Here is a 23,462-nt window from a genome sequence, read left to right as displayed (position 1 = left end):
AGTCGTAAAGAGGACGTGATGCGTGTGAGTGTATTTGCCGTGGGCCGGATGAAAGCCGGCCCCGAGCGGGAGTTGGTCGAGCGTTATTTTGACCGCTTTTCCAAGGCCGGGCCACCATTGGGGCTCGAATTTGCGGGTGTGAATGAGATACCCGAAAGCCGTGGACAGACGGTGGAATTGCGTAAGGCTGAGGAAGCGCAGCGCATTCACGAGGCTCTCGATCATGGAGCAGCGCTTATTCTTATGGATGAGCGCGGCAAGGCGCTTGGCTCAGAAAAATTTGCCGAGCGCATTGGCCGTATGCGCGATGACGGCAAGCGGCAGTTGATTGTCGCGATTGGCGGACCAGACGGGCACGATCCAGCTTTGCGCTCGCGTGCCGATCTGGTTCTGGCGCTGGGTGAACTCACATGGCCGCATCAGATCGCACGTATTTTGATTGCTGAGCAATTATATCGGGCCGCAACAATTCTTGCAGGCCACCCGTATCATCGGTCCTAGTCTTATCATGTTTTTTCAATAGGTGGTGCATCAGGCCGCGCTTTGGCCTGATCTCGTAACTGCCTCGTTTGTCGCCTTTAGAAATTCATGACGGACATAAATCCTACTGAGAATCCACCCCAAATCGCTTTCGTGACAGATCGCGGTTTTTTGAAACCAACCCTTGTCGCGATGTGGGGCGTGTTACGTCACCTGTCGGTGCCGGGGATTATTCATTTCTGGGGCGATGGGCTGAGTGATCAGGATTGGGAAGCCGTCAAGCGCGTTGCGATGACAAACCCTTCCGTAAGTTTACGTTGTCTCATGCTCAGCGCTGATGATCTCGATGGTGCAAAAGGCCCGACCGAACATATTTCAGCGGCGTCCATGGGGCGGCTGCATATTCCTACCCACATTTCGGGGCGTGTTCTTTATATCGATGGCGATACGCAGGTGGTCGGCGACGTCGCACCGCTTTTCTCACTTGATCTCAATAGTTGTCCGATTGGTGCGGTGCGAGATTGTGTGGTGGCAAAGTGGTCGGTACGTAGTCTGAAAGTCCGCGAGAAATCCATGTCCCGTGTCCGTGAGCTGCAAGGGCTGATGGCGCAAAGCGATATATCTCGCTATTTTAATTCCGGTGTTCTGCTGCTCGATACGGATGCTATACGGGCAGAGCCGGAACTGCATCAGGCCATGCATGATCTTGTTCGTGCATCTGCTTGCCCGTTGGGTGATCAGGACCATCTCAACAATGTGTTTCGCGGTCGAGTTCATTTGCTTAACCCGGCTTATAATTCGTCATGGAGACAGTCCGGCAGGCAGCGCCGACATATAGCCCGGCTTGGCGGTGAGGTTGAGGAACGAAAGCCTGTCCCTGATATTATCATTCACTTCCACGGCGCAGAAAAGCCATGGAAAAACCCGCGTCGCGATCTTTGGAAGCGGCGTGCGCGTGCAGTCTGGCACTATCGCCGCGAGATGCAGGAATATGTGAGGGCCTATCCTGATTTAGCGCCCTAACGATTTTGGCTAATAAGTCCAGTTCCGCTGGTAGATCGCGCCCTTGAGCGTAAAGCGATTACCGGTCTGCGGATTGAGAACGCTCACACCATTTGCAACTTGCGCCACGACTTCAAGCCCAAGCTCTTCGAGTGCAGACAGAATAGCTTTTTGATCAGGCACTGCGGAGGCTGCGATTTTTTCGCATATATAAGTGTGAACGTAGCTGCGTCCCTGACGCCAGTCGGAAGCAATTGCGCAAAGTTCTGGTGTCATTAATTTAGCCCCCGTTGCCTTGTTTTCCTTACAGAGAGATTTGTCACATATCCAGCCTTGGCCGAAAATTCCTGACAGTGTCACTATGGCTAACAATTCCTTAATGCTCTGCGGCTAGTTTTGGCCTTGTTTCTTCCTGATATAGCGCACCATGAATTCTGTTCGCCCTTTCACAACGCCCAATCTCCCTGCTTTTTTGCGGGTTGGCTTTGTTGCGGCCAGTTTTCTGGTTTCAGGTCAGCAGGCTTTTGCGCAGGAAGTGCTTCAGCAGCAGCGCGAACAGGCTGCAAGTGAATATGAGCAGCTAACCACCGAGTTGTCGGTTACCGGCGACAAGCTCAAACAGCTTGAAGGTGAGGTGGCAAACCTCAAGAAAGATCAAACGACGATTACGGCTGCATTGATACAGTCCGCCAAGACGGACAAGAAATTGCAGCAGGATATTGCCGAGAGTGCCGACAAGCTTGAATCCCTTCGGGAACAGGAAGACGGCATTCGGAGTTCGCTGCGCGCGCGTCGCGGTGTTCTGGCCGAAGTTCTGGCAGCGCTCCAGCGCATGGGGTTGAACCCGCCGCCTGCGATCCTCGTACGGCCTGATGATGCGCTGGCATCTGTGCGCAGTGCAGTGCTTCTGGGGGCGGTCGTGCCGGAAATGCGCGAGCAGGTGGAAGAGCTGACCAGCGATCTTCACGACATGCAGCGCGTTACTGCCTCCATCACGCAGGAGCAGGAAAAGCTGAAAGAGACGCGCACAGCACAGGCCGAAGAACAAAAGCGTCAATCACTTCTTCTTGAAGAAAAGAAGAAACTGCAATCTCAATCCGAGCAGGAAATCGAAGCGCAACGCATGCGTTCACAAGAACTGGCAGCGAAAGCCGGCAGTCTCAAAGAGCTGATCGACGGGCTTGATAAGCAGATGGCAGGCGTGCGCGATGCAGCCGATGCTGCACGTCACGCAGAGGCTGAACGGCTTGCAAAAGCACAGGAAAAGGCTGGAGAAGCAACGCCAGACGTGAACCGTTTGCAGTCGCAGCTTGATTTTGCGTCGCTGCAAGGACGGCTTGCATTGCCTGCTGCGGGCAAGACAATCCGCCATTTTGCTGAAAAAGACGGCGTTGGTGGCAACATGATGGGGCAGGTGATCGAAACCTTGCCCGCTGCCACGATTACGTCACCTTCCGATGGCGTTGTACTCTACGCAGGTATATTCAGATCTTATGGACAACTCTTGATCCTTGATGCTGGCAATGGCTATCATATCGTGATGGCAGGCATGGGTCGAATCGACGTAGCACAAGGTCAGTTTGTGCTTGGCGGAGAGCCGGTGGGTGCAATGGGCGAAAAACTTCTCGCAAGTCTTGCGCCTATAGAGGTGGGCAATGGTGCGCCATTGCTTTACATTGAGTTTCGAAAAGATGGAAAACCCGTTGATCCGGCCCCATGGTGGTCCGAGCGGCTTTCTGGAAGGACACAAAATGATACGTAAACTGTCGCTGCTGTTCGCCGGAGCCCTTATGGGGGCGTCAGCCATGGTGATGGTTCAGGGCGCACCTGCTTCCACGGCCTTTGCGGCAGCGGGTAAAGACAGCGATGTCTATAAGGACCTGGCTCTCTTCGGTGATATTTTCGAGCGTGTGCGTCAGCAATATGTGACGCCGCCTGATGACAAGAAGCTGACCGAAAGCGCGATCAACGGCATGTTGACGTCGCTTGATCCGCATTCCTCCTATCTCAACCCGGAAGCCGCGCAAGATATGCGCGTGCAGACCAAGGGCGAGTTTGGCGGTCTTGGCATTGAAGTAACGATGGACAACGATCTTGTGAAGGTCATTGCGCCAATTGATGATACGCCAGCCTCGAAGGCCGGTGTTCTTGCAGGCGATTTGATCAGCAAGATCGACGGTCAGGAAGTTCGCGGCCTTAGTCTCGCCGATGCCGTTGAAAAGATGCGCGGTGAAGTCGGCTCGCCGATCGAACTCACCCTTATTCGTCAGGGCGCTGACAAGCCAATCGTGCTTAAGATTGATCGCGCTGTCATCAAGGTTAAGGCGGTTCGTTCGCGCGTCGAGAATGATGTCGGCTATCTGCGTGTGATCTCCTTCACTGAACAGACTTCGGAAGATCTTAAGAAGGCGATCAAGGACATTCAGGAAAAGCTTCCGGGCGATAAGCTTAAGGGCTATGTGCTTGACCTTCGCCTCAATCCGGGTGGTCTGCTTGACCAGGCGGTCGCTGTTTCAGATACGTTCCTTGACAAGGGCGAAATCGTCTCGACCCGTGGCCGTGACCCGCAGGATGTAACCCGCTTTGACGCACGCAAGGGTGACCTTGTCGATGGCAAGCCGGTGATCGTGCTGATCAATGGCGGTTCGGCCAGTGCGTCGGAAATCGTTGCCGGTGCATTGCAGGATCATCGCCGTGCAACCGTGCTTGGCACGCAGTCTTTCGGTAAGGGTTCTGTGCAGACGATCATTCCGCTTGGTGAAAATGGATCGCTGCGTTTGACGACAGCGCTCTATTACACGCCGTCCGGCAAGTCTATTCAGGGCAAGGGCATTACGCCTGACATCAAGGTCGAACAGCCATTGCCGCCAGAAATGCTGGGCGAAGATGTGGTGCGCGGTGAGTCTGAGCTTAAGGGCCATATCAAGGGCAATGCCGAAGACGATCAGGGCTCGGGTTCCGCAGCCTATGTTCCGCTTGAAGCCAAGGATGACGTTCAGCTGAATGAAGCACTGAAGCTTCTGCGCGGTGAAGTGGCCAATGCTGCGTTCCCGCCAGACCCGAAAAAAGCTGTTCTGAACTGATCAGCAAGCAAGCTTGAATAAGACAATTAACGCGGGAGTTACGACTTCCGCGTTTTGTTTTTGTCGCATATCTATGGTTTGAAATAGAGCGTTTCCGATATTGATTGAATTGGGAGAAGTGCTCTATCCATTTTTAGCATTATCCCACGCAAAACCGTTTTGCACTTTTGCTGGAAATGCTCAGATTATACGGAGAATAGGATGTCAAAGCGTAAAGGTCTGGTCGATCCTGAAAGCCTGCCTTACCGACGCTGTGTCGGCTTGATGGTGCTTAACAAGGCCGGTCTGGTATGGGCCGGGCGGCGTATTGTCATTCCGGGTGACGAGATGGATGGGGCGACGCAGCTCTGGCAGATGCCGCAGGGCGGTATCGACAAGGGCGAAGACCCCGCAGTCGCATCCTTGCGTGAGCTCTACGAGGAAACCGGCATGAAGTCGGTGTCGCTGCTTGAAGAAGCCCCCAACTGGATCAATTACGATCTGCCGCCACATCTGGTCGGTCAGGCGCTTAAGGGCAAATATCGCGGTCAGACGCAAAAATGGTTTGCCTATCGCTTTGAAGGAGACGAGGACGAAATCGCAATCAACCCGCCGCCCGGAGGTCATACGGCGGAATTTGAAGAATGGGCGTGGAAGCCGATGCAGGAACTTCCCGATCTGATCGTGCCTTTTAAGCGTAAGGTTTACGAAGAAGTCGTGAGCGCTTTCCGGCATCTGGCACCGTAAAAACCAAGGCCACTTGCCTCCTAGGCCGACTCATTGTCAACTGATCTCAGATGCGTCGGGGACGCGTTGTGAGAGGGAGAGTTGCTTATGGACGGTATGAGTCTTCTCGTATTTCTTTTCGTTGGTCTTGTTGCCGGTTGGCTTGCAGGCAAGATCGTGCAGGGTGGCGGTTTCGGCCTTATCGGTAATATCATCGTCGGTGTGATCGGCGCTTTTTTTGCAGGTTGGCTGTTGCCGCGTCTCGGCTTTTCGGTTGGTGGTGGTATTATCGCTGCAATCGTGAACGCATTTATTGGTGCGGCCATACTTTTGATTATTCTGCGCATCGTTAAACGTGTTTGATGAAGCGCTTTAGAGCGCGTATCAATCTGATTGGATCAGATCGGCGCTCTAATCATTTGTTTGTACGCGCATCTTTGTCCGAAAGCCGTTTCACACTTTTCGGGATGCGCTTTCATCAATATGCTGGCCCGGTCATCCCAGACCGGGCTACCTCTTTTCAGTGCTTGGAAAAATGACACCGAAATCACAACTTTCTCTGGGGCTGGCGCTGACGGCTTGCGCAGGGTTTATTGATGCAATCGCCTTCCTCGAATTGGGTGGCTTCTTTGCGTCCTTCATGAGCGGCAACACCACACAGCTTGGTATTGCAATAGCCGGGCAGCCAGACGTGATGGGCAACGTCATCATATGGCTACCGGCTGCATTGATTGCGCTGTTTTTTGGCGGCGGATTTTTTGGAACACTGGCTGTTCGTGCCTATGGCAAAGCGGGCAGTGTGGCCGTGATGGCCACTGTTGCGGCGGTGCTTATCGTGATCTGTATCTTGCGGCACGAAGGACTGACGCTGATCTATCCGGTGCTGATGCTGGCTGCTGCAATGGGTGCGCAAAATGCCGCCGTGCAGCCGATTGGTTCAGCGCGCCTTGGTGTCACTTACGTAACAGGGACACTGTTTAACTCTTCAGCCGATCTTGCAGGCGCACTGCGGGGCGAGGTTCCACGCTGGCGCTGGTTGCAGCATTTTGCTGTCTGGTTTTCACTGATGATCGGCGCTATCTGCGGAGGCATGGGCCACTATTTCGTGGGCCTAGATGCGTTGTTGATGCCAACAGTTTTGATTGTTGTTGTGATGACGATTTACTGGCGCTCGAACTAAATAAAGAGCGATTTCTCATTTTCCACCAGCTCGGAAATAAGCGCTGACACCGCCGTAACGCGCCGCAGTGTTCGGGCGGATTCATGATAGGTCAGCCAATATGACCGGCGAATAAAGCGATCTTCGAGGACTGGCACAAGATCTGGATCGGCGCGCGCAATAAACGAATGCAATATGCCTATACCAGCACCGGCGCGGACGGCTTCCACCTGTCCAAGAGCGCTGGAAACTTCAAAGCCCGGCTTCCAGTCGCGGCTGATTTCCGGCGCATAGGCCAATGATGGGTTGATGACCAGATCTTCCACATAACCGATAAGCCGATGCTGGTTGAGGTCTTCGATGCTTTGTGGTGTGCCGTTTTCTTCCAGATAGGTGCGATGGGCAAAAAGGCCGAGCGTATAATCCACCAGCCTGCGCGCAATCAGCCTCCCCTGTTCAGGTCGTTCGACAGTGATGGCAATATCTGCTTCGCGGCGCGATAACGAAAATGAGCGCGGGACCGGCACAAGCTGAATGGTCAGATCGGGATATTGCTGTGTCAGCCGGGCAAGACGTGGTGCGAGAAACGTCACGCCAAAACCATCGGGCGCGCCAATGCGCACCGTGCCCGACACGGCAACATCGGCATTGCCAACCTGTGAGCGTGCCGACAACATTTCCGCTTCCATACGTTCTGCGGCAAGCAGGAATTCCTCACCCGCATGGGTCAGAGTTGAACCATTGGTGCGGCGGGTGAGCAGTGTCGTGGATAGGGCCGTTTCAAGCGCTGTCAGGCGGCGAGCAACCGTCGTGTGGTTGAGGCCAAGCCGTTTTGCGGCACCCAGAATCTGACCTGAACGCGCAACAGCCAGAAAAATGCGAATGTCATCCCAATTCATGGTGCTTTTGTCTCCGTATGATCCCGAAAACTGCTTCACAGTTTTCGGGATCATACGCGCTTGTACTATAAAAAATGCACAACGGATACGCTTTTCAGCGCCTTGCAATTGTGAATTTGCAGAGTCAGGATGGTGGCAACAACAGCAGATAAGAATCTGCTCAAGGAAACGGAACTCAGGGAGGTCTTTCCAATGCGCACTGTAGGACATTTTATCGGCGGCAAGCACGTTGCCGGAAAAAGCGGACGCACCACAGATATTTATCAGCCGCTTGACGGTTCGGTGCAGGGCACCGTTGCGCTTGCGACCAAGGATGAAGTCCGTGCAGCTGTTGAAAATGCCAAGGCTGCACAGCCAGCCTGGGCTGCAACCAATCCGCAGCGTCGCGTGCGTATTTTGCGCAAGTTCCTTGAACTGGTTGAAGCAGAATATGACAGCCTCGCTGAATTGCTGGCTCGCGAGCATGGGAAAACCATTGCTGACGCCAAGGGCGACATTCAGCGCGGTCTTGAAGTGGTAGAAGTGTGCCTCGGTTCTGCACATATGCTCAAAGGCGAGTTCACCGACAATGCCGGAACGGGTATCGATACCTATTCCATGCGTCAGGCGCTGGGCGTTGTTGCCGGTATCACGCCGTTCAACTTCCCGGCCATGATCCCGCTTTGGAAGGCTGGTCCAGCCATTGCTTGCGGTAATGCTTTCATTCTCAAGCCTTCGGAACGTGATCCAGGCGTACCAATGCGCTTGGCTGAATTGTTCATGGAAGCAGGTCTTCCAGCAGGCATTTTCAACGTCGTCAATGGTGACAAGGATGCAGTTGACGCACTTCTTGATGATCCAGACGTACAAGCTATCGGCTTTGTCGGCTCTACGCCAATTGCACAATATATTTATGGTCGCGGCTGCTCGAACGGCAAGCGCGTCCAGTGCTTTGGTGGTGCGAAGAACCACATGCTGATTATGCCGGATGCCGACATGGATCAGACGGTCGATGCGCTGATCGGTGCAGGTTACGGTTCGGCTGGCGAACGCTGCATGGCGATTTCGGTTGCAGTTCCTGTTGGTGAAGACACTGCAAATCGCCTGATGGAAAAGCTTATCCCACGCGTTGAAGCGCTGAAGATCGGTACTTCGACTGATAATTCTGCTGATTACGGCCCGCTGGTCTCCAAAGCAGCCCTTGATCGCGTGCGTGGTTATGTTGATCTCGGTGTTGAAGAAGGCGCAAAGCTCGTCGTCGATGGCCGTGGCTTCAAGATGCAGGGCTATGAAGACGGCTTCTATATGGGCGGCTGTCTGTTCGATAACGTAACGTCAGACATGCGTATCTATAAGGAAGAAATTTTCGGCCCGGTTCTCTCGGTGGTTCGCGCCAAGACCTATGAGGAAGCGCTCGCGCTGCCAAATGAACATGAATATGGCAATGGCGTTGCGATCTTCACCCGCGATGGCGATGCAGCACGTGATTTTGCAAGCCGCGTTCAGGTTGGCATGGTCGGCATCAATGTGCCAATCCCGGTTCCAATCGCTTACTACACCTTTGGCGGCTGGAAGGCTTCGGGTTTTGGCGATCTCAACCAGCACGGCCCGGATGCATTCCGCTTCTATACCAAAACCAAGACCGTCACCTCGCGCTGGCCGTCTGGTGTTAAGGATGGCGCGGAGTTCGTTATCCCAACCATGGCATAAGCCAAACAATTGTTATGTTGCGCGTCTTCGCTCTGCTGTGGACGCGCGCATCAATATCCTCCTCCAAGTAAGAAACCCTGCCGATGGTGCCCCCGCCATGTGGCGGGGTTTTCTTTTTATTGAGCGCTCGTTTGTGAAAAGACATCTACTTTTCGCTTTTGCGCGCTATGTAGAGGGTAGTCTTATAGCGATTATCAGGAGTGAGATTTATGAGCGGAAAAACCAACCATCGTATCGTTCTTGCATCGCGTCCCGAAGGTCGGCCAACGGCGGAAAACTTTCGGCTCGAAACAGGAACGATTCCTGAGTTGGGCGAAGGTCAGGTTCTGCTTAAAATCCGCTATCTCTCGCTTGATCCCTATATGCGCGGACGGATGAGTGCTGCAAAATCCTACGCCGCACCTGTCGAAATTGGCGATGTGATGGAAGGTGGCACGGTCGGCGAAGTTGTTGAAAGCAAAAGCGCTGGCTTTCTGCCTGGCGATTTTGTGCTCTCTTATTCTGGCTGGCAGAGCTATGCGGTTGCCGATGCGTCATCGTTGCGTAAGCTTGATCCAAAGCAGGTCTCCGTCACAACGGCGCTCGGCGTGATGGGCATGCCGGGCTTTACGGCGTATGCTGGCTTGTTGACCATCGGTCAGCCCAAGGAAGGCGAAACCGTTGCTGTGGCTGCGGCAACGGGTCCGGTTGGTTCTGCCGTGGGACAGATTGCGAAGCTTAAAGGTGCGCGGGCCGTAGGTATTGCCGGTGGGCCTGACAAGTGCAAAGCGCTCATTGACGAGTTCGGCTTTGATGAAGCACTTGATCATCGCAGTGAAAATTTTGCGCAGGAATTGGCGCTGGCCTGTCCGAAAGGCATTGATGTCTATTTTGAAAATGTTGGCGGCAAGGTTTTCGATGCGGTTTTGCCTTTGCTTAATCCGTTTGCACGTGTGCCGATCTGCGGCCTGATTGCGCAATATAACCAGAAGGGTGCTTTCGACGGGCCAGATCGCATGCCGCTTCTGATGCGTGATATTCTGACCAAGAGCCTGACCATTCGCGGGTTCATTCAGCGTGATTTTGCAGATCAGGCTCCGGCCTTTTATCATGACATGGCAAAATGGATTGCCGATGGTCATGTACGCTATCGTGAAGACATCGTTGAGGGCTTGAAGAATGCGCCGAAAGCTTTCATTTCGATGCTTGAAGGTGGCAATTTCGGCAAGCTCATTGTGAAGGTTGCGTGACTGAACGATGATTCCGCTTGCAGAATGGCGCTCCGGGCGTGATGCTGTGTCAGGGTTAGCAAACATTGGCAGGTAGGCAGATCATGGGTGAGCGCCAGCAGGCGGGGATAGGTGGCGGCAGTGAAGGTCCGGGGCAGGAGCGACAGCAGGAAGCGCGCCGTATTCTGGATAGGCTCGAACGCGAGCAGACCGGAGCCCAGGGCATTGTCAAGCGAAGCTTGTCGCGCACCGCCGATCATCTTTCCGCACGCGATGCCGATGAAAACGATTCTATCGAGATATGGGCCACGCGCGTGGGCCGGGGGCTTGGCCTTCTCATAACACTCGCAATCATTGTCTGGCTTATCACTTACCTTATGAATATCTAGGACTACCATGACATCTCAAGCGCCTTCGGATGCGACGACCGTTATTGTGATCTCCAGCCATGTCGTGCGTGGTTCCGTCGGAAACCGAGCTGCGGTTTTTGCACTGGAAACGCTCGGCTTTCCGGTTTGGGCTGTGCCGACAGTGGTGCTTCCGTGGCATCCGGGCCATGGTCCTGCGGGACGCATCGTGCCACCGCCGAACGAATTTGCAACGCTGATGCAGGATCTCGAACGCGCACCATGGCTTGGCGAAGTTGGTGCGATTCTCACAGGCTATCTTGGTCATCCAGAACAGGCAGAAGCCGTGGCGGGCCTTGTTAAAGCTGTGAAAGAACGCAATCCCAATGCGCTCTATCTCTGTGATCCGGTGATCGGCGACCTCAAGGGGCTTTATGTGCCGGAAGCGACCGCTATCGGCATTCGCGATCATCTGCTGCCGCTTGCCGATATTTCCACACCGAACCGTTTTGAACTCTCATGGCTGACGGGTGTTGAGCTTGAGGACAACAAGGCATTGATGGAAGCAGCGCTTGATACCGGACCTGCGACGATGCTTGTTACGTCTGCATTTCCGCTGATGACGGGAAGCATCGGTAATATTCTGCTCACACCGACGTCTGCATTGATGGCCGAGCATCGCTGCGTTGATGGGCCGACCAATGGTCTTGGTGATTTGACATCTGCGGTTTTTCTGGCGCGCAGGCTGGCCGGTTTCTCCGAGGAAAAATCATTGCAAAGCACCACGGCTGCGGTATTTGAAATTATGGCGCGTTCAGCGAAGCGCGGAGCCGATGAGCTGATGCTGGAAGCGGATGCATCAAGTTTGGCCACGCCAATGGCGATGGTGCAGACGAGGCGGTTGGTTCATCCGACCAAAGGCTTGCGTGCATAGGACTCTTGTGAGCGGCAACGGGTCGCAAGGATTGCGGCCTGATGTTTTTTGATTGCTCTCGTTTTTCGATAGGGATAATGGAAAGTCATGGCTGATATTCCAGATTCACTTCTCGCCGGTTACCAAACCTTTATGAGCGAGCATTTCGCCGGTGAAACCGCGCGTTACAAGGAACTTGCAGAAAAAGGTCAGACACCAGAAACTCTGGTGATTGCCTGCTGCGATTCCCGCGCTGCTCCCGAAACAATCTTCAACGTGGCTCCGGGCGAAATCTTCGTCCTGCGCAATGTTGCCAACCTTATTCCACCTTATGAGCCGGACGGTGAATATCACGCAGCATCTGCTGCGCTTGAGTTTGCAGTCCAGAGCCTCAAGGTAAAGAATATTGTTGTCATGGGCCATGGTCGATGCGGCGGCATCAAAGCGGCACTTGACACGCAATTTGCGCCGCTCTCACCCAGCGATTTCATCGGTAAATGGATGAGCCTCATTGCGCCTGCGGCAGAAACTGTCAACGGCAATGAACTGATGACGCCGACCGAGCGCCAGACAGCGCTTGAACGTATTTCGATCCGCTATTCGCTCAACAATCTGCGCACGTTCCCATGTGTCGATATTCTTGAGAAGAAGGGCAAACTCACTCTTTATGGCGCATGGTTCGATATTTCGACCGGCGAATTGTGGGTGATGGATCAGCAGACCGGCGACTTCAAACGACCGGATTCCCGTGAGCCAGCTTCAACGTCCGAAACTGCTGCATGAAATGAAAAAAAGCCCGGGAAACCGGGCTTTTTTATTGGTTTTTATGATTTACTTACCGTCGATTGCTTTGCCCATTTCAGCAATGGCACGCTGGTAAACGGTTGCAGCATTCCAGCCCTGGATCGCGCCATAATTCGGCTCTCCCGGCTGATAACCCGCACCACGACGCCAGCCATGACCGACGAGGAAATTGGCGGTCGAGTAAAGTGCGTCAGCCTTCGAGCGCGCCATGTCAATATGACCGCTGCCATCACCATCAACGCCATATTTCAGAACGTTAGCTGGCAGGAACTGGGTCTGGCCAATTTCGCCGTGCATTGCGCCGACAGCATTTGGATCGAGATCTTCGTTGTCGATCAGCTTAAGCGCTGAATAAAGCTGATTGGTGAAGAAATCACTGCGGCGGCAGTCGTAAGCAAGCGTTGCTACAGCGGAAAGCGTGTGCTGTTTGCCAAGATAAGCGCCGAAGCCTGTTTCCATGCCCCAGATAGCGACCAATGGACCAGCAGGAACACCATAACGCTTTTCGATTGCTGCGAAGAGTGCTGCATTCTGCTTCTTGATCGACTTGCCACGCTGAATGATGGTGTTGGCACCGCGCTTCTGCATGAACTGCTCAAAAGTAAGCTTGAAGCTTTTCTGATTGCGGTCGGCATTGATTGTAGCCTGCGCATATTTGGTGTTTTTCAGAGCGTTGATGGCGCGATTGCCAATGCCGCGCGATTGCGCTTCCTTGACTGTCTGCTGGAGCCAGGCATTATAGCCAGCTCCATTGTTGCCACATTGGGCTGCTTCGACGATGCTTGTACCAGCCATCATGCTCACTGCAAGAACTGCTGCTGCCGTCCATGTCCGGCCCTTGGCAAACAATGCCATTCGTTTCTCCTTTGGAGTTGATTCTACCTCGGCGCGAATTTGCCATTCTTTACACCGAATGTCATGTCGCAATGAGGCTGAAAGCCTTCAAAGCGGCGCTGCGCTTATAGTCCTTGTCTCATGCATTGTTCAAGTTTTGGTAAATCCAATCGCCGTCACTGTGTTTTATAGGCAAAGATGACGCATTCTGGACTTCCGTTTCCGGGCTTTTGCTTGACATTACGGACTCTCCACCTTAAAGACTCAACCAATCTATCCGCGATCTTCAGAACGCGAGCCACCGACCGGGACCCATTTGGTATAAAACGATCCCGGAGGTCCACATCCGACAGCGCGATGCGCCCTCGGGTGATGTATCGCTTTGGTTGGTTCTTGAACTGGTTTGGTCAAAGAACGATCTATCCCGGTGAAGCACTGAGCCTCCTCGCGGATTAAAAGGAAATTAGATGTTTGAATCACTTCAGGAGCGTCTTGGCTCTATTCTGAACGGCCTGACCGGACGCGGCGCTCTCTCTGAAAGCGACGTGGCGGCTGCGCTGCGCGAAGTGCGTCGTGCGCTGATCGAAGCCGACGTTTCGCTGGAAGTGGTTCGTTCTTTCACCGACCGTGTTCGTGAGAAGGCTGTCGGCGCTGAAATTCTCAAAAGCATCAAGCCCGGCCAGATGGTCGTCAAGATCGTCCATGACGAACTTATCGAAATGCTTGGCACCGAAGGTGTCTCGGTTGATCTGAACGCGCCAGCACCTGTCGTTATTATGATGGTTGGTTTGCAGGGTTCGGGTAAGACCACCACCACCGGTAAGCTTTCCAAGCGTTTGACGGAACGTCAGCGTAAAAAAGTGCTGATGGCGTCGCTTGATACGCGTCGCCCGGCAGCACAGGAACAGCTTCGTCAGCTCGGCATCCAGACTTCTGTCGATACATTGCCGATCATCGCTGGACAGACGCCAGTTGAAATCGCCAAGCGCGCCGTTCAGGCTGCAAAGCTCGGCGGTCATGATGTGGTGATCCTTGATACCGCTGGTCGTACGCATATCGACGAGCCGTTGATGGTGGAAATGGCGGATATCCGCAAAGCCGCCAATCCGCATGAAATTCTGCTCGTTGCCGACAGTCTGACTGGTCAGGACGCCGTTAACCTCGCGCGCAACTTTGATGAGCGCGTTGGCATTACTGGTATCGTTCTCACCCGTATGGATGGCGATGGCCGTGGTGGTGCAGCACTTTCGATGCGTGCCATTACCGGCAAGCCGATCAAGCTAATCGCGACCGGCGAAAAGATGGATGCGCTTGAGGAGTTTTATCCCAAGCGTATTGCCGACCGTATTCTCGGCATGGGCGACATTGTTTCGCTGGTCGAAAAAGCTGCTGAAAACATCGATGCGGAAAAAGCCGCAGCGATGGCCAAGAAGATGCAGTCGGGCAAGTTTGATCTCAATGATCTTGCTGATCAGCTTGGCCAGATGAAGAAGCTCGGCGGTATGGGCAGCATCATGGGTATGATGCCCGGCATGGGTGGAATGAAGGACAAGGCTGCAGCAGCGGGTCTTGATGACAAGGTTTTTGATCGTCAGATCGCTATAATCGGTTCGATGACCAAAGCCGAGCGTGCCAATCCTGATCTTCTCAAGCATAGTCGCAAGCAGCGTATTGCCAAAGGCTCCGGCACCAATGCTGCCGACATCAATAAGCTTCTCAAGATGCACCGCCAGATGGCTGACATGATGAAAGTCATGGGCAAGGGCAAGGGCGGAATGATGAAGCAGATGATGGGTGGTCTTGCTGGCAAGATGGGCCTTGGGGGTCTTGGTGGTGGCATGAGTGGAATGGGCGGTATGCCTGATCTCTCCAAGATGGACCCCAAGCAGCTTGAAGCCCTTGCCAAGCAGGCAGAAGCGGCTGGTCTGACCAAGGGTGGCGGAATGCCAGGCCTTCCCGGTGGTGGCCTTCCGGGATTGGGCGGACCAAAGCTTCCCGGTTTGGGTGGCGGCTTTCCCGGCCTGCCTAAAAAGAAGTGAGTAAGATGGCTGACGAAAACAACACCGTACCCGCTGAACTTCTCTCCTTGCGTGCATCCATCGATAATATTGATACTGCACTTATCCATATGCTTGCGGAGCGCTTTCGCTGCACCAAGGCTGTGGGCGTTTTGAAAGCCGAGCGCGGTCTTGCGGCTGCTGATCCAACCCGTGAGAAGCGTCAGGTTGAGCGTCTTCGTGGTCTCGCCATTGACGCGCATCTCGATCCAGATTTTGCCGAAAAATTCCTGAACTTCATCGTGAAGGAAGTCATTCGGCACCATGAGCATGCCGCTGCAAACCACAGCGGAAACTGAACAACCGAACTGTTTTAACAAATTGCCCGACAGGGCAGGATAATTGACTAAGGAAAGAAAAAATGGCTCTTAAGATCCGTCTCGCCCGCGCTGGCTCCAAGAAGCGTCCTTACTACCACGTTGTTGTTGCTGACGCTCGCAGCCCACGCGATGGCCGTTTCATCGAAACCGTTGGTGCATGGAACCCAATGCTTGCTAAAGACGCAGAACGCGTAAAGCTCGACGCTGACCGCATTCAGCATTGGATTGCACAGGGCGCGCAGCCAACCGACCGCGTTCTTCGCTTCCTCGACCAGGCTGGTATTGCTAAGCGTGAAGAACGCAGCAACCTGACCAAGGGTCTGCCGGGCAAGAAGGCTCAGGAACGTATCGCTCTTGCAAAGCAGGCAGAAGAAGATGCAGCTGCAAAGGTTGCTGCTGAAGCAGAAGCCGCTGCTGCCGCAGCTGCTGCTCCAGCTGAAGAAGCTGCAAGCGAATAATCTTTCGCACATTGCGATCAGAAAAGCGGCAGAGCAATCTGTCGCTTTTTTTGTTTCAATTTTGCACTTAAATTAAACGACTGGAAAACGTTCAGATTTCGTCTATCCTATTGATTTGACGGCTCGCATTTTCGCAGATGTGCATATGCGAGCATAGAGTTTTACAGCGCTGAAAAAGCGCCCTGTTCAGGAGAATACCATGTCGGCTGTAACGGCTATTGGTGCGTTTTCATTCCGTCGCATTTTCGTCATTTTGGGTCTGGCTGTTCTTGTGCCGCTGCTCTCAGCCTGTGGTTTCAACACCATTCCGACCAATGATGAGAAGGCCAAGGCAGCTTGGAGTGAAGTGCAGAACCAGTATCAGCGCCGCGCCGATCTTGTTCCCAATCTGGTGGAAACTGTTAAGGGCTATGCTGCGCACGAACGTGAAACGCTGGAAGCCGTGATCGAAGCGCGTGCCAAGGCAACGCAGGTGCAGATCACGCCTGAAACGCTCAACAATCCTGAACTCTTCAAGCAGTTTCAGGACAATCAGGCAAACCTCACCAGCGCGCTTTCGCGCCTGATGGTGGTAGTGGAGCGTTATCCGGATCTCAAAGCCAATCAGAATTTCCTTGCGCTGCAATCGCAGCTTGAAGGTACGGAAAACCGTATTGCCGTGGCGCGTCGTGATTATATTGAGGCAGTGCGCGTTTATAATACGTCGATCCGCACGATGCCGACGATGATCTGGACATGGATCTGGTATCGTGATGCCGCACCCATGCAGACATTCAGTGCCGATGCATCGAGCCAGAGCGCGCCTCAGGTCAACTTCAACAATTGATCGGGCTTTTTGTGGTGGCTTTGCTTACCCTTCGTAACGTTTTTCGTGGTCTGAATGGGCCACGATTGCTTGCAGCAATTTTCCTGTTTCTATTTGCAAGCCTTGTTGCGGTGAGTGCGCAAGGGACGGCAGCACCCGCGCAGGCGCTAACGGGGCGGGTGGTAGATGCAGCAGGGATTATCGATCAGGCTGCACGACAACAACTCACGCAAAAGCTTGCGGATTTTGAAGCGAAATCCTCCGATCAGGTGGTGGTGGTGACAGTTCCGAGCCTGAATGGTGAGGATATTGAAAGCTATTCCAATCGTTTGTTCCGTGCCTGGGCACTGGGCCAGAAGCAGGAAGACAACGGCATCCTGCTGGTGGTCGCACCCAATGACCGCAAGGTGCGCATCGAAGTCGGTTACGGTCTTGAAGGTACGATGACCGATGCGCTTTCAAGCGTCATCGTCAATGGCACGATCATACCGGCTTTTCGCACTGGTGATTATTCGGGCGGGGTGGTGCAGGGTGTCGACGGCATCTTGTCGGTTCTTTCAGGTGATGCAGCCGAGCTTGAAGCGCGTGCTAAACGCAATGCAGAAACAAGCGCGGGTTCTGATGATATTGACTGGGTTTTCGTCGTTTTCATCACCTTCTGGGCGCTGATTTTCTTCGGTGGTTTCGGTATGGCGATCCTGACGCCAATTTTTGGGCAAAAGATCGGCCCCGGAAAATATCGCTGGCTTGGTATGGTTATCGACATGAATTCGCGTGGCGGCTCAGGCGGTGGCGGATTTTCAGGTCGTGGCGGCGGTTGGTCATCAGGCAGCAGTGGTGGTGGCGGCTTTTCCGGCGGCGGTGGATCGTCGGGTGGCGGCGGCGCGTCCGGTAGCTGGTAAGGGAGAAGTCTGTGCGAGATAAAAACCTTATTGGCGAGCAGGATCATAAGCGTATTGCGACTGCGATCCGGGATGCAGAAGCCAATACAAGCGGCGAAATCTATGCGGTGCTTGCACGCTCAAGCGATGATTATTTCTTTGCGGCGGGCTTTGTTGCCACCTGTGGTGTTTTGATTGCTTCGGTGATCGCTGCGTTTCTGGCGCATTGGTACTGGTTCGATATTCGCCTGCCGATGTTTGGTCTGGCTGTCCTTGCGGCTTTCATTACCGCCATGCTGGTGTTGCGGTTTCTGCCCTCAATTCGCTTGTTGCTGGTGCCGCGCCGTATTCGCTATAAGCGTGCGCACTTGAATGCCTTGCAACAGTTTCTGGCACGCAATGTGCACATCACAGAAAATCGTACCGGCATTCTTCTGTTTGTTTCCATGGCTGAGCATTATGCCGAGGTGATTGCCGATGCGGGCATTCATGCGCGTGTCGAGCAGGAAGAATGGAACGGGATTGTTGCAACGCTTACCCATCATGCATCGCGTGCGGAAGTCGCCGAAGGCTTCGTGTTGGCGATTGACCAAGCCGGCTTATTACTGGAAAAGCACTTTCCGGCAGGTGCGCATGACATCAATGAACTTGATGATCATCTGATCGAGCTTTGAGCAGATTCGCTACTGATTTGTGGCGAAATCTGGCTTTTATGACGCTTACGTAAACCTCGTGTGTCATTTCCGTACAGGACAAACAGCATATTTAGAAATTTCGTGGAGTATTTTCGAAGTTTTGTTCCAAATTAAATGGATTAGATGCAAATTTTCTGGCGTTCACGGATTTTTTTGGTTGTTTTCAACGATTTGTCATCGAAACGCATGCCCGATCTGCTAGTTTGGCGCGCATTGCCATCATGACAGGAGTATCCGACGTGACTGCAAAGCAGGATCGGTCGAGCAAGGTTAAGAGTTTCAAGGCAGGCAAGGAGGAAAAGAAGGGAGGAAAGTCGAAGGCGCTGACCGCCTTTTCGCAGCTTCTCTTCGAATGGGCACCGCCCGAAGATCTTGCGGCCTATGATGCAGCAGCGCTCGATAAATCGGCCCAATTTGGCTTTGAAGCGCTCGAAACTTCCCGCAAGGGCAAGAGCACGATCAGCATCGATAATGGCATCGAACGTCATGGTCGTCCCGTCAGTGTCATAACTATTGTTAATGACAATATGCCGTTTCTGCTCGACTCGATCATGGGTGAGTTGAACGATCACGTCAGCCAGATTTTTATGGTCGTGCACCCGGTTCTCGATATTGAGCGGGAAAAAGATGGTGTCACAATTTTAGGCGAAGCATCGCAGCTTGCACCCGCCAAGGGCGTTGAGCGCGTCAGCCTTGTGCAGATTCATCTCCCGCTTCTCGATAAGCAAGCCAAAGCTGGTCTGACCGATGCCATCAAGCGTGTGCTTGGGCAGGTTCGTGCAGCGGTCAGCGACTGGAAGCCGATGATGAAGCGTCTTGACGACGCAATTGCTGATTATAAGCGCGTTCAGGAACTGACCCTTGATCCGGCTATGCCGGAGGCAATCGCCTTCCTCGAATGGCTGCGTGATAATCGCTTTATTTTCCTTGGTATGCGCGAGCTGATCTTCAAGGGGAAGGGCGACAAGCGCGAACTCGTTCCTGTTAAGGAAACGCTCGGCATTCTCAATGATGGCGAAGTTCGGGTTCTGCGCAAGGATGACGACGACAAGGCCACTCCGCGCGAGATCACCGACTTCCTCGACGGCAATGAACCGCTGATCGTCACCAAAGCAAATTCGCTTTCGCTGGTGCATCGCCGTTCTTATCTTGATTATGTCGGCGTGAAGATTTTTGGGACGAATGGCGAAGCGATTGGCGAATTGCGTCTCGTTGGTTTGTTCACGTCCGTTGCCTATACAAGCTCTGTCGCAGGCATTCCGTTTATTCGCTCAAAGGCCGACGCGGTCATCAAGCATCTGGGCTTTAACCGCGAAGATCATTCGGGCAAGGCACTGATCAATGTGCTGGAAGAATATCCGCGTGATGAGCTTTTCCAGATCGATACGGAAAGCCTGACCGAAAATGCCGAACTTATTCTGGCATTGGGCGAGCGTCCACGTGTGCGTGCGGTCCCGCGTCTTGACCGCTTTGGTCGCTTCGCCACCGTGCTCGTTTACATTCCGCGTGACCGTTATGACTCGGTCGTGCGCGAAAAGATTGGCCGTTATCTCGTCGATGTTTATAGCGGCGACAGCTTTGAATTCCACCCGGTATTCCTGCAAAACGGCCTGACGCGTGTGCAGTTTGTCATTCGCCGTCATGAGCGTTCGACGCCGCATGTCGACCGCGATGCTTTGGAAGCAGAAGTACGCGCTATCGTACGCACATGGGAAGATGCGGTGCGCGAAAGCTCCGATAGCGCCGATGCCAAGACTGTGGCATTGGCTGCAAGCTTCCCGCAATCCTATCGCGAAATCTTCACCGCACCCGAAGCGCTGGTCGATGCTCAACGCATTGCGGGCTTGAGTGCGGAGCAGCCGCTATTTGTTGATTTCTATCGCTATCGCACCGATGGACCGGATGCAGTTTCGTTAAAAATTTATCATCATGGGGCGCCGGTTGTGCTGTCGCAACGTGTGCCGCTTCTTGAAAATATGGGCTTCCGCGTTGTCAGCGAGCAGACCATCGATCTGCCACAGGCTGGTAAAGATGGTGCTGCGGTCTACGTTCACGACATGCAGCTTGTGAATGCCTATGGTGCGCCGGTTGATCTGTCTGACGATGGAGAGATGCTGGAGGATGTATTCCGCACTGTCTGGGACGGTTTGGCCGACAATGACGGCTATAATGCACTGGTGCAGACAGCACGTCTCACGGCACGCCAGATCATGATCCTGCGTTCCTATGGCCGTTATCTGCAACAGGCAGGGATCGCCTATTCGCAGGGCTTTATCGCCGCTGCCTTGAACCGTTACCCGGAAATTGCCAGCGACCTTTATTCGCTGTTCGATCTGCGTTTCAACCCATCGCCCAAGCGTCGGGACGCTGCTGAAAAGAAGCTGATTGACGGCATCGAGACGGCACTTCTTGGTGTGCCAAGCATTGATGACGATCAAATTCTGCGTCGTTTCCGCAATCTGATTGAAGCAACCTTACGCACCAATGCCTATCAACTGGATGGCGACGGCAAGCCGCGCGTGACCTTTGCCTACAAGTTAAATCCCCGGCTTGTCGATGGTCTCCCAGACCCGCGTCCCTATCGCGAGATATTCGTCTATGGACCGGAAGTGGAAGGCGTGCATCTGCGCTTCGGCGCTGTTGCGCGTGGTGGTCTGCGCTGGTCGGACCGCGCGCAGGATTACCGCACAGAAGTGCTGGGTCTCGTAAAAGCACAGCAGGTCAAGAATGCGGTGATCGTGCCGGTTGGTGCCAAGGGTGGCTTTTATCCGAAGCGTCTGCCAGTGGGCGGTGATCGCAATGCGGTGTTTGAAGCTGGTCGCGATGCTTACAAGGTATTCATCTCCACGCTGCTGTCGGTCACCGACAATATCCATGACAATGATGTCGTGCCGCCATTAGATGTGGTGCGTCATGACAAGGATGATCCCTATTTCGTCGTCGCCGCCGACAAGGGCACGGCGACATTCTCCGATACGGCCAATGCAATCAGTCAGGCCCATGATTTCTGGCTTGATGATGCTTTCGCATCGGGTGGCTCTGCTGGTTACGATCACAAGGGCATGGGCATCACCGCGCGCGGCGGCTGGGAGGCAGTGAAGCGGCATTTCCGTGAGTTCGACACGGATATTCAGACCGAACCGTTCACGGTTGCTGGTGTGGGGGATATGTCGGGCGACGTGTTCGGCAATGGTATGCTATTGTCCGAGCAGATCAGGCTGGTTGCAGCGTTTGACCATCGCGACATCTTCATCGATCCTGAGCCTGTTCCGGCAGACGGTTTTGCCGAGCGCAAGCGTCTGTTTGAACTGCCGCGTTCAAGCTGGCAGGATTATGATCGCTCGAAGCTATCCGCAGGCGGTGGTGTTTATAGCCGAAGCCAGAAAACTATTACGCTGTCGTCAGAGGCTGCAAAGGCTATCGGCCTTGGCAAGACCACTGCTTCGCCACAGGAAATCATGACGACGATCCTGAAGGCGCAGGTCGATCTGCTGTGGTTTGGTGGTATTGGCACTTATATTCGCTCAACCGCTGAAACGGATGCGCAGGTTGGTGATCGTGCCAATGATGCAATCCGTATCACCGGCTCCGACGTGCGGGCTAAGGTCATCGGCGAGGGTGCCAATCTTGGTGTCACGCAGCGGGGACGCATTGAATATGCGCTCAATGGCGGACGCAGCAACACGGACGCTATCGATAATTCAGCGGGCGTGAATTGCTCCGACGTTGAAGTGAACATCAAGATCGCTCTGGCAGCAGCGATGCGTTCGGGCAAATTGAAGCGTCCGGCGCGTGACAAGCTGCTTGTGAGCATGACCGACGATGTGTCGGAACTGGTGCTGCGCAACAACTATCTGCAACCGCTCGCCCTTTCTTTGAGCGAGCGTCAGGGGCTTGTTGAGCTGCCTTATCAGGCACGTTTCATGGATGAGCTGGAAGCACGTAAGCTTCTTGATCGCAAGGTGGAGTATCTGCCTTCTGACGCGTTGCTCAATGAACGCCAGAAGTCTGGCCAGCCACTGACACGCCCGGAACTTGCGGTTCTGCTTGCCTATGCCAAGCTGTCGCTGTCGGACGATCTGGTCGCAAGCAAGCTGCCGGATGAGCCTTATTTCGAACAGTTGTTGTTTGGTTATTTCCCGAAGCGCATGGTTAAAACCTATGCTGAGGAAATTTCCAACCATCGTCTGAAGCGCGAAATTGTCGCTACTTTGCTGGCTAATGATATTATCAATCGCGGCGGTATCACTTTCATCAGTCGTCTGGCGGACACGACTGGTAAGTCGCCAGCCGATATTGTTCGAGCCTATGTGGCGGTGCGTGATGGTTTCGAGATCAATGCGATCTATGATGCTATCGATGCGCTCGACAACAAGGTGACCGGCGATGTGCAGAACCAGTTCTATCATCTGGTTGGCGAAATGCTGCTGTCGACCACGGCATGGGTGTTGCGCAATGATACGACACGGGCGAACCTCACGGAACTGGTGAATACCATTACCACGGCACGTGCGGCCCTTGAGCCGCGCTTTGAGGGCCTGATGCCGGATTACCTCATCGAGGCGGTACAGGCAGATAAGGCAGCCTTCGTCGATAAGGGTGCGCCGGAGCAACTGGCACAGCGTCTTGCCAATCTGCAGCTTGCGGGCATCATGCCGGATATTGCGCTGATTGCGCATCTGGCGTCTGCCGATCTGGTGGCAACGGCCAAGGCCTATTTTGGTGTTTCCGAAGCCTTCCGCATTGGTCGTATCGAGGAAGCAGCACGTACCATTCCGGTTACGGATTACTATGACGGTCTGGCGCTGTCGCGTGCAAGCGATACGATCACGCAGGCAGCGCGCGGCATTACGATTGCGGCGCTGAAAAAATATAGCAAGGATAAAGACCCGGCGGCGGCATGGTTTGCGGAAGATGCGGCCCGTATTGATCAGGTTAGAAACCGTATGCTGGCACTAACCGAAAGCGGTGATCTGACAGTGTCGCGTCTGGCTGTTGCGGCGGGACTGATGTCAGATCTGACACAATAACGGCACTCATCTTTTGAGAATAAAAAAGGGCGGCTTTGGTCGCCCTTTTTGCTTTGTTGTGAACTGTCTACCCGCAGTGTAAGGTCCCCACAC

General features: G+C 53.9%; 22 protein-coding genes. 19 read left to right on the top strand and 3 right to left on the bottom strand.

Annotated features, from left to right (window positions below; translation table 11 throughout):
- Positions 1–18 precede the first annotated feature (18 nt).
- Together rlmH and CEV31_RS03930 are read left to right on the top strand one after the other, a co-directional pair.
- Positions 19–501, top strand: coding sequence for a 23S rRNA (pseudouridine(1915)-N(3))-methyltransferase RlmH (gene rlmH / locus CEV31_RS03935; RefSeq protein ID WP_094505568.1), 483 nt, complete (start codon positions 19–21; stop codon positions 499–501).
- 87 nt (positions 502–588) lie between these two features.
- Positions 589–1,503 carry a glycosyltransferase family 8 protein gene (locus tag CEV31_RS03930; RefSeq protein ID WP_210190876.1) on the top strand — a complete coding sequence of 305 codons (915 nt, stop codon included), beginning with the start codon at positions 589–591 and terminating at the stop codon, positions 1,501–1,503.
- A gap of 9 nt (positions 1,504–1,512) precedes the next feature.
- On the opposite strand, the gene CEV31_RS03925 is transcribed toward CEV31_RS03930, so the two are convergent.
- A complete protein-coding gene (locus tag CEV31_RS03925) occupies positions 1,513–1,758 on the bottom strand; it encodes a hypothetical protein (RefSeq protein WP_094505567.1) in 246 nt (81 codons plus the stop codon).
- Between the two features lie 151 nt (positions 1,759–1,909).
- On the opposite strand from CEV31_RS03925, the gene CEV31_RS03920 reads away from it, so the two are divergent.
- From CEV31_RS03920 to CEV31_RS03900, 5 genes are all read left to right on the top strand, one after another.
- On the top strand, positions 1,910–3,244 hold the full coding sequence (locus CEV31_RS03920; protein WP_094505566.1) for a murein hydrolase activator EnvC family protein: 1,335 nt from the start codon (positions 1,910–1,912) through the stop codon (positions 3,242–3,244).
- Positions 3,234–4,565, top strand: a complete 1,332-nt coding sequence (locus tag CEV31_RS03915; RefSeq protein ID WP_094505565.1) for a S41 family peptidase — start codon at positions 3,234–3,236, stop codon at positions 4,563–4,565. Before CEV31_RS03920 ends, CEV31_RS03915 begins: the two co-directional genes overlap by 11 nt.
- A 201-nt stretch (positions 4,566–4,766) precedes the next feature.
- Positions 4,767–5,291: an RNA pyrophosphohydrolase gene (locus CEV31_RS03910; protein ID WP_094505564.1), complete on the top strand. Its 525-nt coding sequence runs from the start codon at positions 4,767–4,769 to the stop codon at positions 5,289–5,291.
- An 87-nt stretch (positions 5,292–5,378) separates the two neighbouring features.
- A complete protein-coding gene (locus CEV31_RS03905) occupies positions 5,379–5,633 on the top strand; it encodes a GlsB/YeaQ/YmgE family stress response membrane protein (protein ID WP_094505563.1) in 255 nt (84 codons plus the stop codon).
- A gap of 172 nt (positions 5,634–5,805) precedes the next feature.
- A complete protein-coding gene (locus tag CEV31_RS03900; protein WP_094505562.1) occupies positions 5,806–6,450 on the top strand; it encodes a YoaK family protein in 645 nt (214 codons plus the stop codon).
- Here CEV31_RS03900 and CEV31_RS03895 read toward each other — a convergent pair.
- The gene (locus tag CEV31_RS03895) at positions 6,447–7,328 is read right to left on the bottom strand and encodes a LysR family transcriptional regulator (RefSeq protein ID WP_094505626.1); all 882 of its coding nucleotides are present in this window, start codon (positions 7,326–7,328) and stop codon (positions 6,447–6,449) included. The two genes, CEV31_RS03900 and CEV31_RS03895, sit on opposite strands and share 4 nt — an antisense overlap.
- A gap of 192 nt (positions 7,329–7,520) precedes the next feature.
- Here CEV31_RS03895 and CEV31_RS03890 point away from each other — a divergent pair, with 192 nt between their 5' ends.
- The 5 genes from CEV31_RS03890 (at position 7,521) to CEV31_RS03870 (ending at position 12,268) form a co-directional block, all read left to right on the top strand.
- Positions 7,521–9,017: a CoA-acylating methylmalonate-semialdehyde dehydrogenase gene (locus tag CEV31_RS03890; RefSeq protein WP_094505625.1), complete on the top strand. Its 1,497-nt coding sequence runs from the start codon at positions 7,521–7,523 to the stop codon at positions 9,015–9,017.
- Between the two features lie 209 nt (positions 9,018–9,226).
- Entirely contained in the window at positions 9,227–10,246 is a 1,020-nt protein-coding gene (locus tag CEV31_RS03885; RefSeq protein ID WP_094505561.1) for an NADP-dependent oxidoreductase, read from the top strand.
- Positions 10,247–10,329: 83 nt separating this feature from the next.
- The gene (locus CEV31_RS03880) at positions 10,330–10,614 is read left to right on the top strand and encodes a hypothetical protein (RefSeq protein ID WP_094505560.1); all 285 of its coding nucleotides are present in this window, start codon (positions 10,330–10,332) and stop codon (positions 10,612–10,614) included.
- 7 nt (positions 10,615–10,621) lie between these two features.
- On the top strand, positions 10,622–11,506 hold the full coding sequence (gene pdxY / locus CEV31_RS03875; protein WP_094505559.1) for a pyridoxal kinase PdxY: 885 nt from the start codon (positions 10,622–10,624) through the stop codon (positions 11,504–11,506).
- An 87-nt stretch (positions 11,507–11,593) separates the two neighbouring features.
- On the top strand, positions 11,594–12,268 hold the full coding sequence (locus CEV31_RS03870) for a carbonic anhydrase (protein ID WP_094505558.1): 675 nt from the start codon (positions 11,594–11,596) through the stop codon (positions 12,266–12,268).
- A gap of 48 nt (positions 12,269–12,316) precedes the next feature.
- Here CEV31_RS03870 and CEV31_RS03865 read toward each other — a convergent pair whose 3' ends face one another.
- Positions 12,317–13,144 carry a lytic murein transglycosylase gene (locus CEV31_RS03865; protein ID WP_094505557.1) on the bottom strand — a complete coding sequence of 276 codons (828 nt, stop codon included), beginning with the start codon at positions 13,142–13,144 and terminating at the stop codon, positions 12,317–12,319.
- A gap of 446 nt (positions 13,145–13,590) precedes the next feature.
- Between CEV31_RS03865 and ffh the strand changes: the two genes are divergently transcribed.
- The 7 genes from ffh (at position 13,591) to CEV31_RS03830 (ending at position 23,369) form a co-directional block, all read left to right on the top strand.
- Complete coding sequence (gene ffh / locus CEV31_RS03860) at positions 13,591–15,162, top strand: signal recognition particle protein (RefSeq protein ID WP_094505556.1); 1,572 nt, start codon at positions 13,591–13,593, stop codon at positions 15,160–15,162.
- Positions 15,163–15,167: 5 nt separating this feature from the next.
- Complete coding sequence (locus tag CEV31_RS03855) at positions 15,168–15,479, top strand: chorismate mutase (protein WP_094505555.1); 312 nt, start codon at positions 15,168–15,170, stop codon at positions 15,477–15,479.
- Between the two features lie 62 nt (positions 15,480–15,541).
- Entirely contained in the window at positions 15,542–15,958 is a 417-nt protein-coding gene (gene rpsP / locus CEV31_RS03850; RefSeq protein WP_094505554.1) for a 30S ribosomal protein S16, read from the top strand.
- A gap of 199 nt (positions 15,959–16,157) precedes the next feature.
- On the top strand, positions 16,158–16,784 hold the full coding sequence (locus CEV31_RS03845) for a LemA family protein (protein ID WP_094505553.1): 627 nt from the start codon (positions 16,158–16,160) through the stop codon (positions 16,782–16,784).
- Positions 16,785–16,849: 65 nt separating this feature from the next.
- The gene (locus CEV31_RS03840; RefSeq protein ID WP_407923142.1) at positions 16,850–17,665 is read left to right on the top strand and encodes a TPM domain-containing protein; all 816 of its coding nucleotides are present in this window, start codon (positions 16,850–16,852) and stop codon (positions 17,663–17,665) included.
- An 11-nt stretch (positions 17,666–17,676) separates the two neighbouring features.
- Positions 17,677–18,318 (top strand): TPM domain-containing protein, encoded by a 642-nt coding sequence (locus tag CEV31_RS03835; RefSeq protein WP_094505552.1) that lies wholly within the window; start codon positions 17,677–17,679, stop codon positions 18,316–18,318.
- A 260-nt stretch (positions 18,319–18,578) separates the two neighbouring features.
- Positions 18,579–23,369, top strand: a complete 4,791-nt coding sequence (locus CEV31_RS03830) for an NAD-glutamate dehydrogenase (RefSeq protein WP_094505623.1) — start codon at positions 18,579–18,581, stop codon at positions 23,367–23,369.
- Positions 23,370–23,462: the final 93 nt, after the last annotated feature.

The organism is Brucella thiophenivorans, assembly GCF_002252445.1.
Taxonomy (GTDB): domain Bacteria; phylum Pseudomonadota; class Alphaproteobacteria; order Rhizobiales; family Rhizobiaceae; genus Brucella; species Brucella thiophenivorans.
This window is presented reverse-complemented; position numbering and strand designations above follow the sequence as displayed.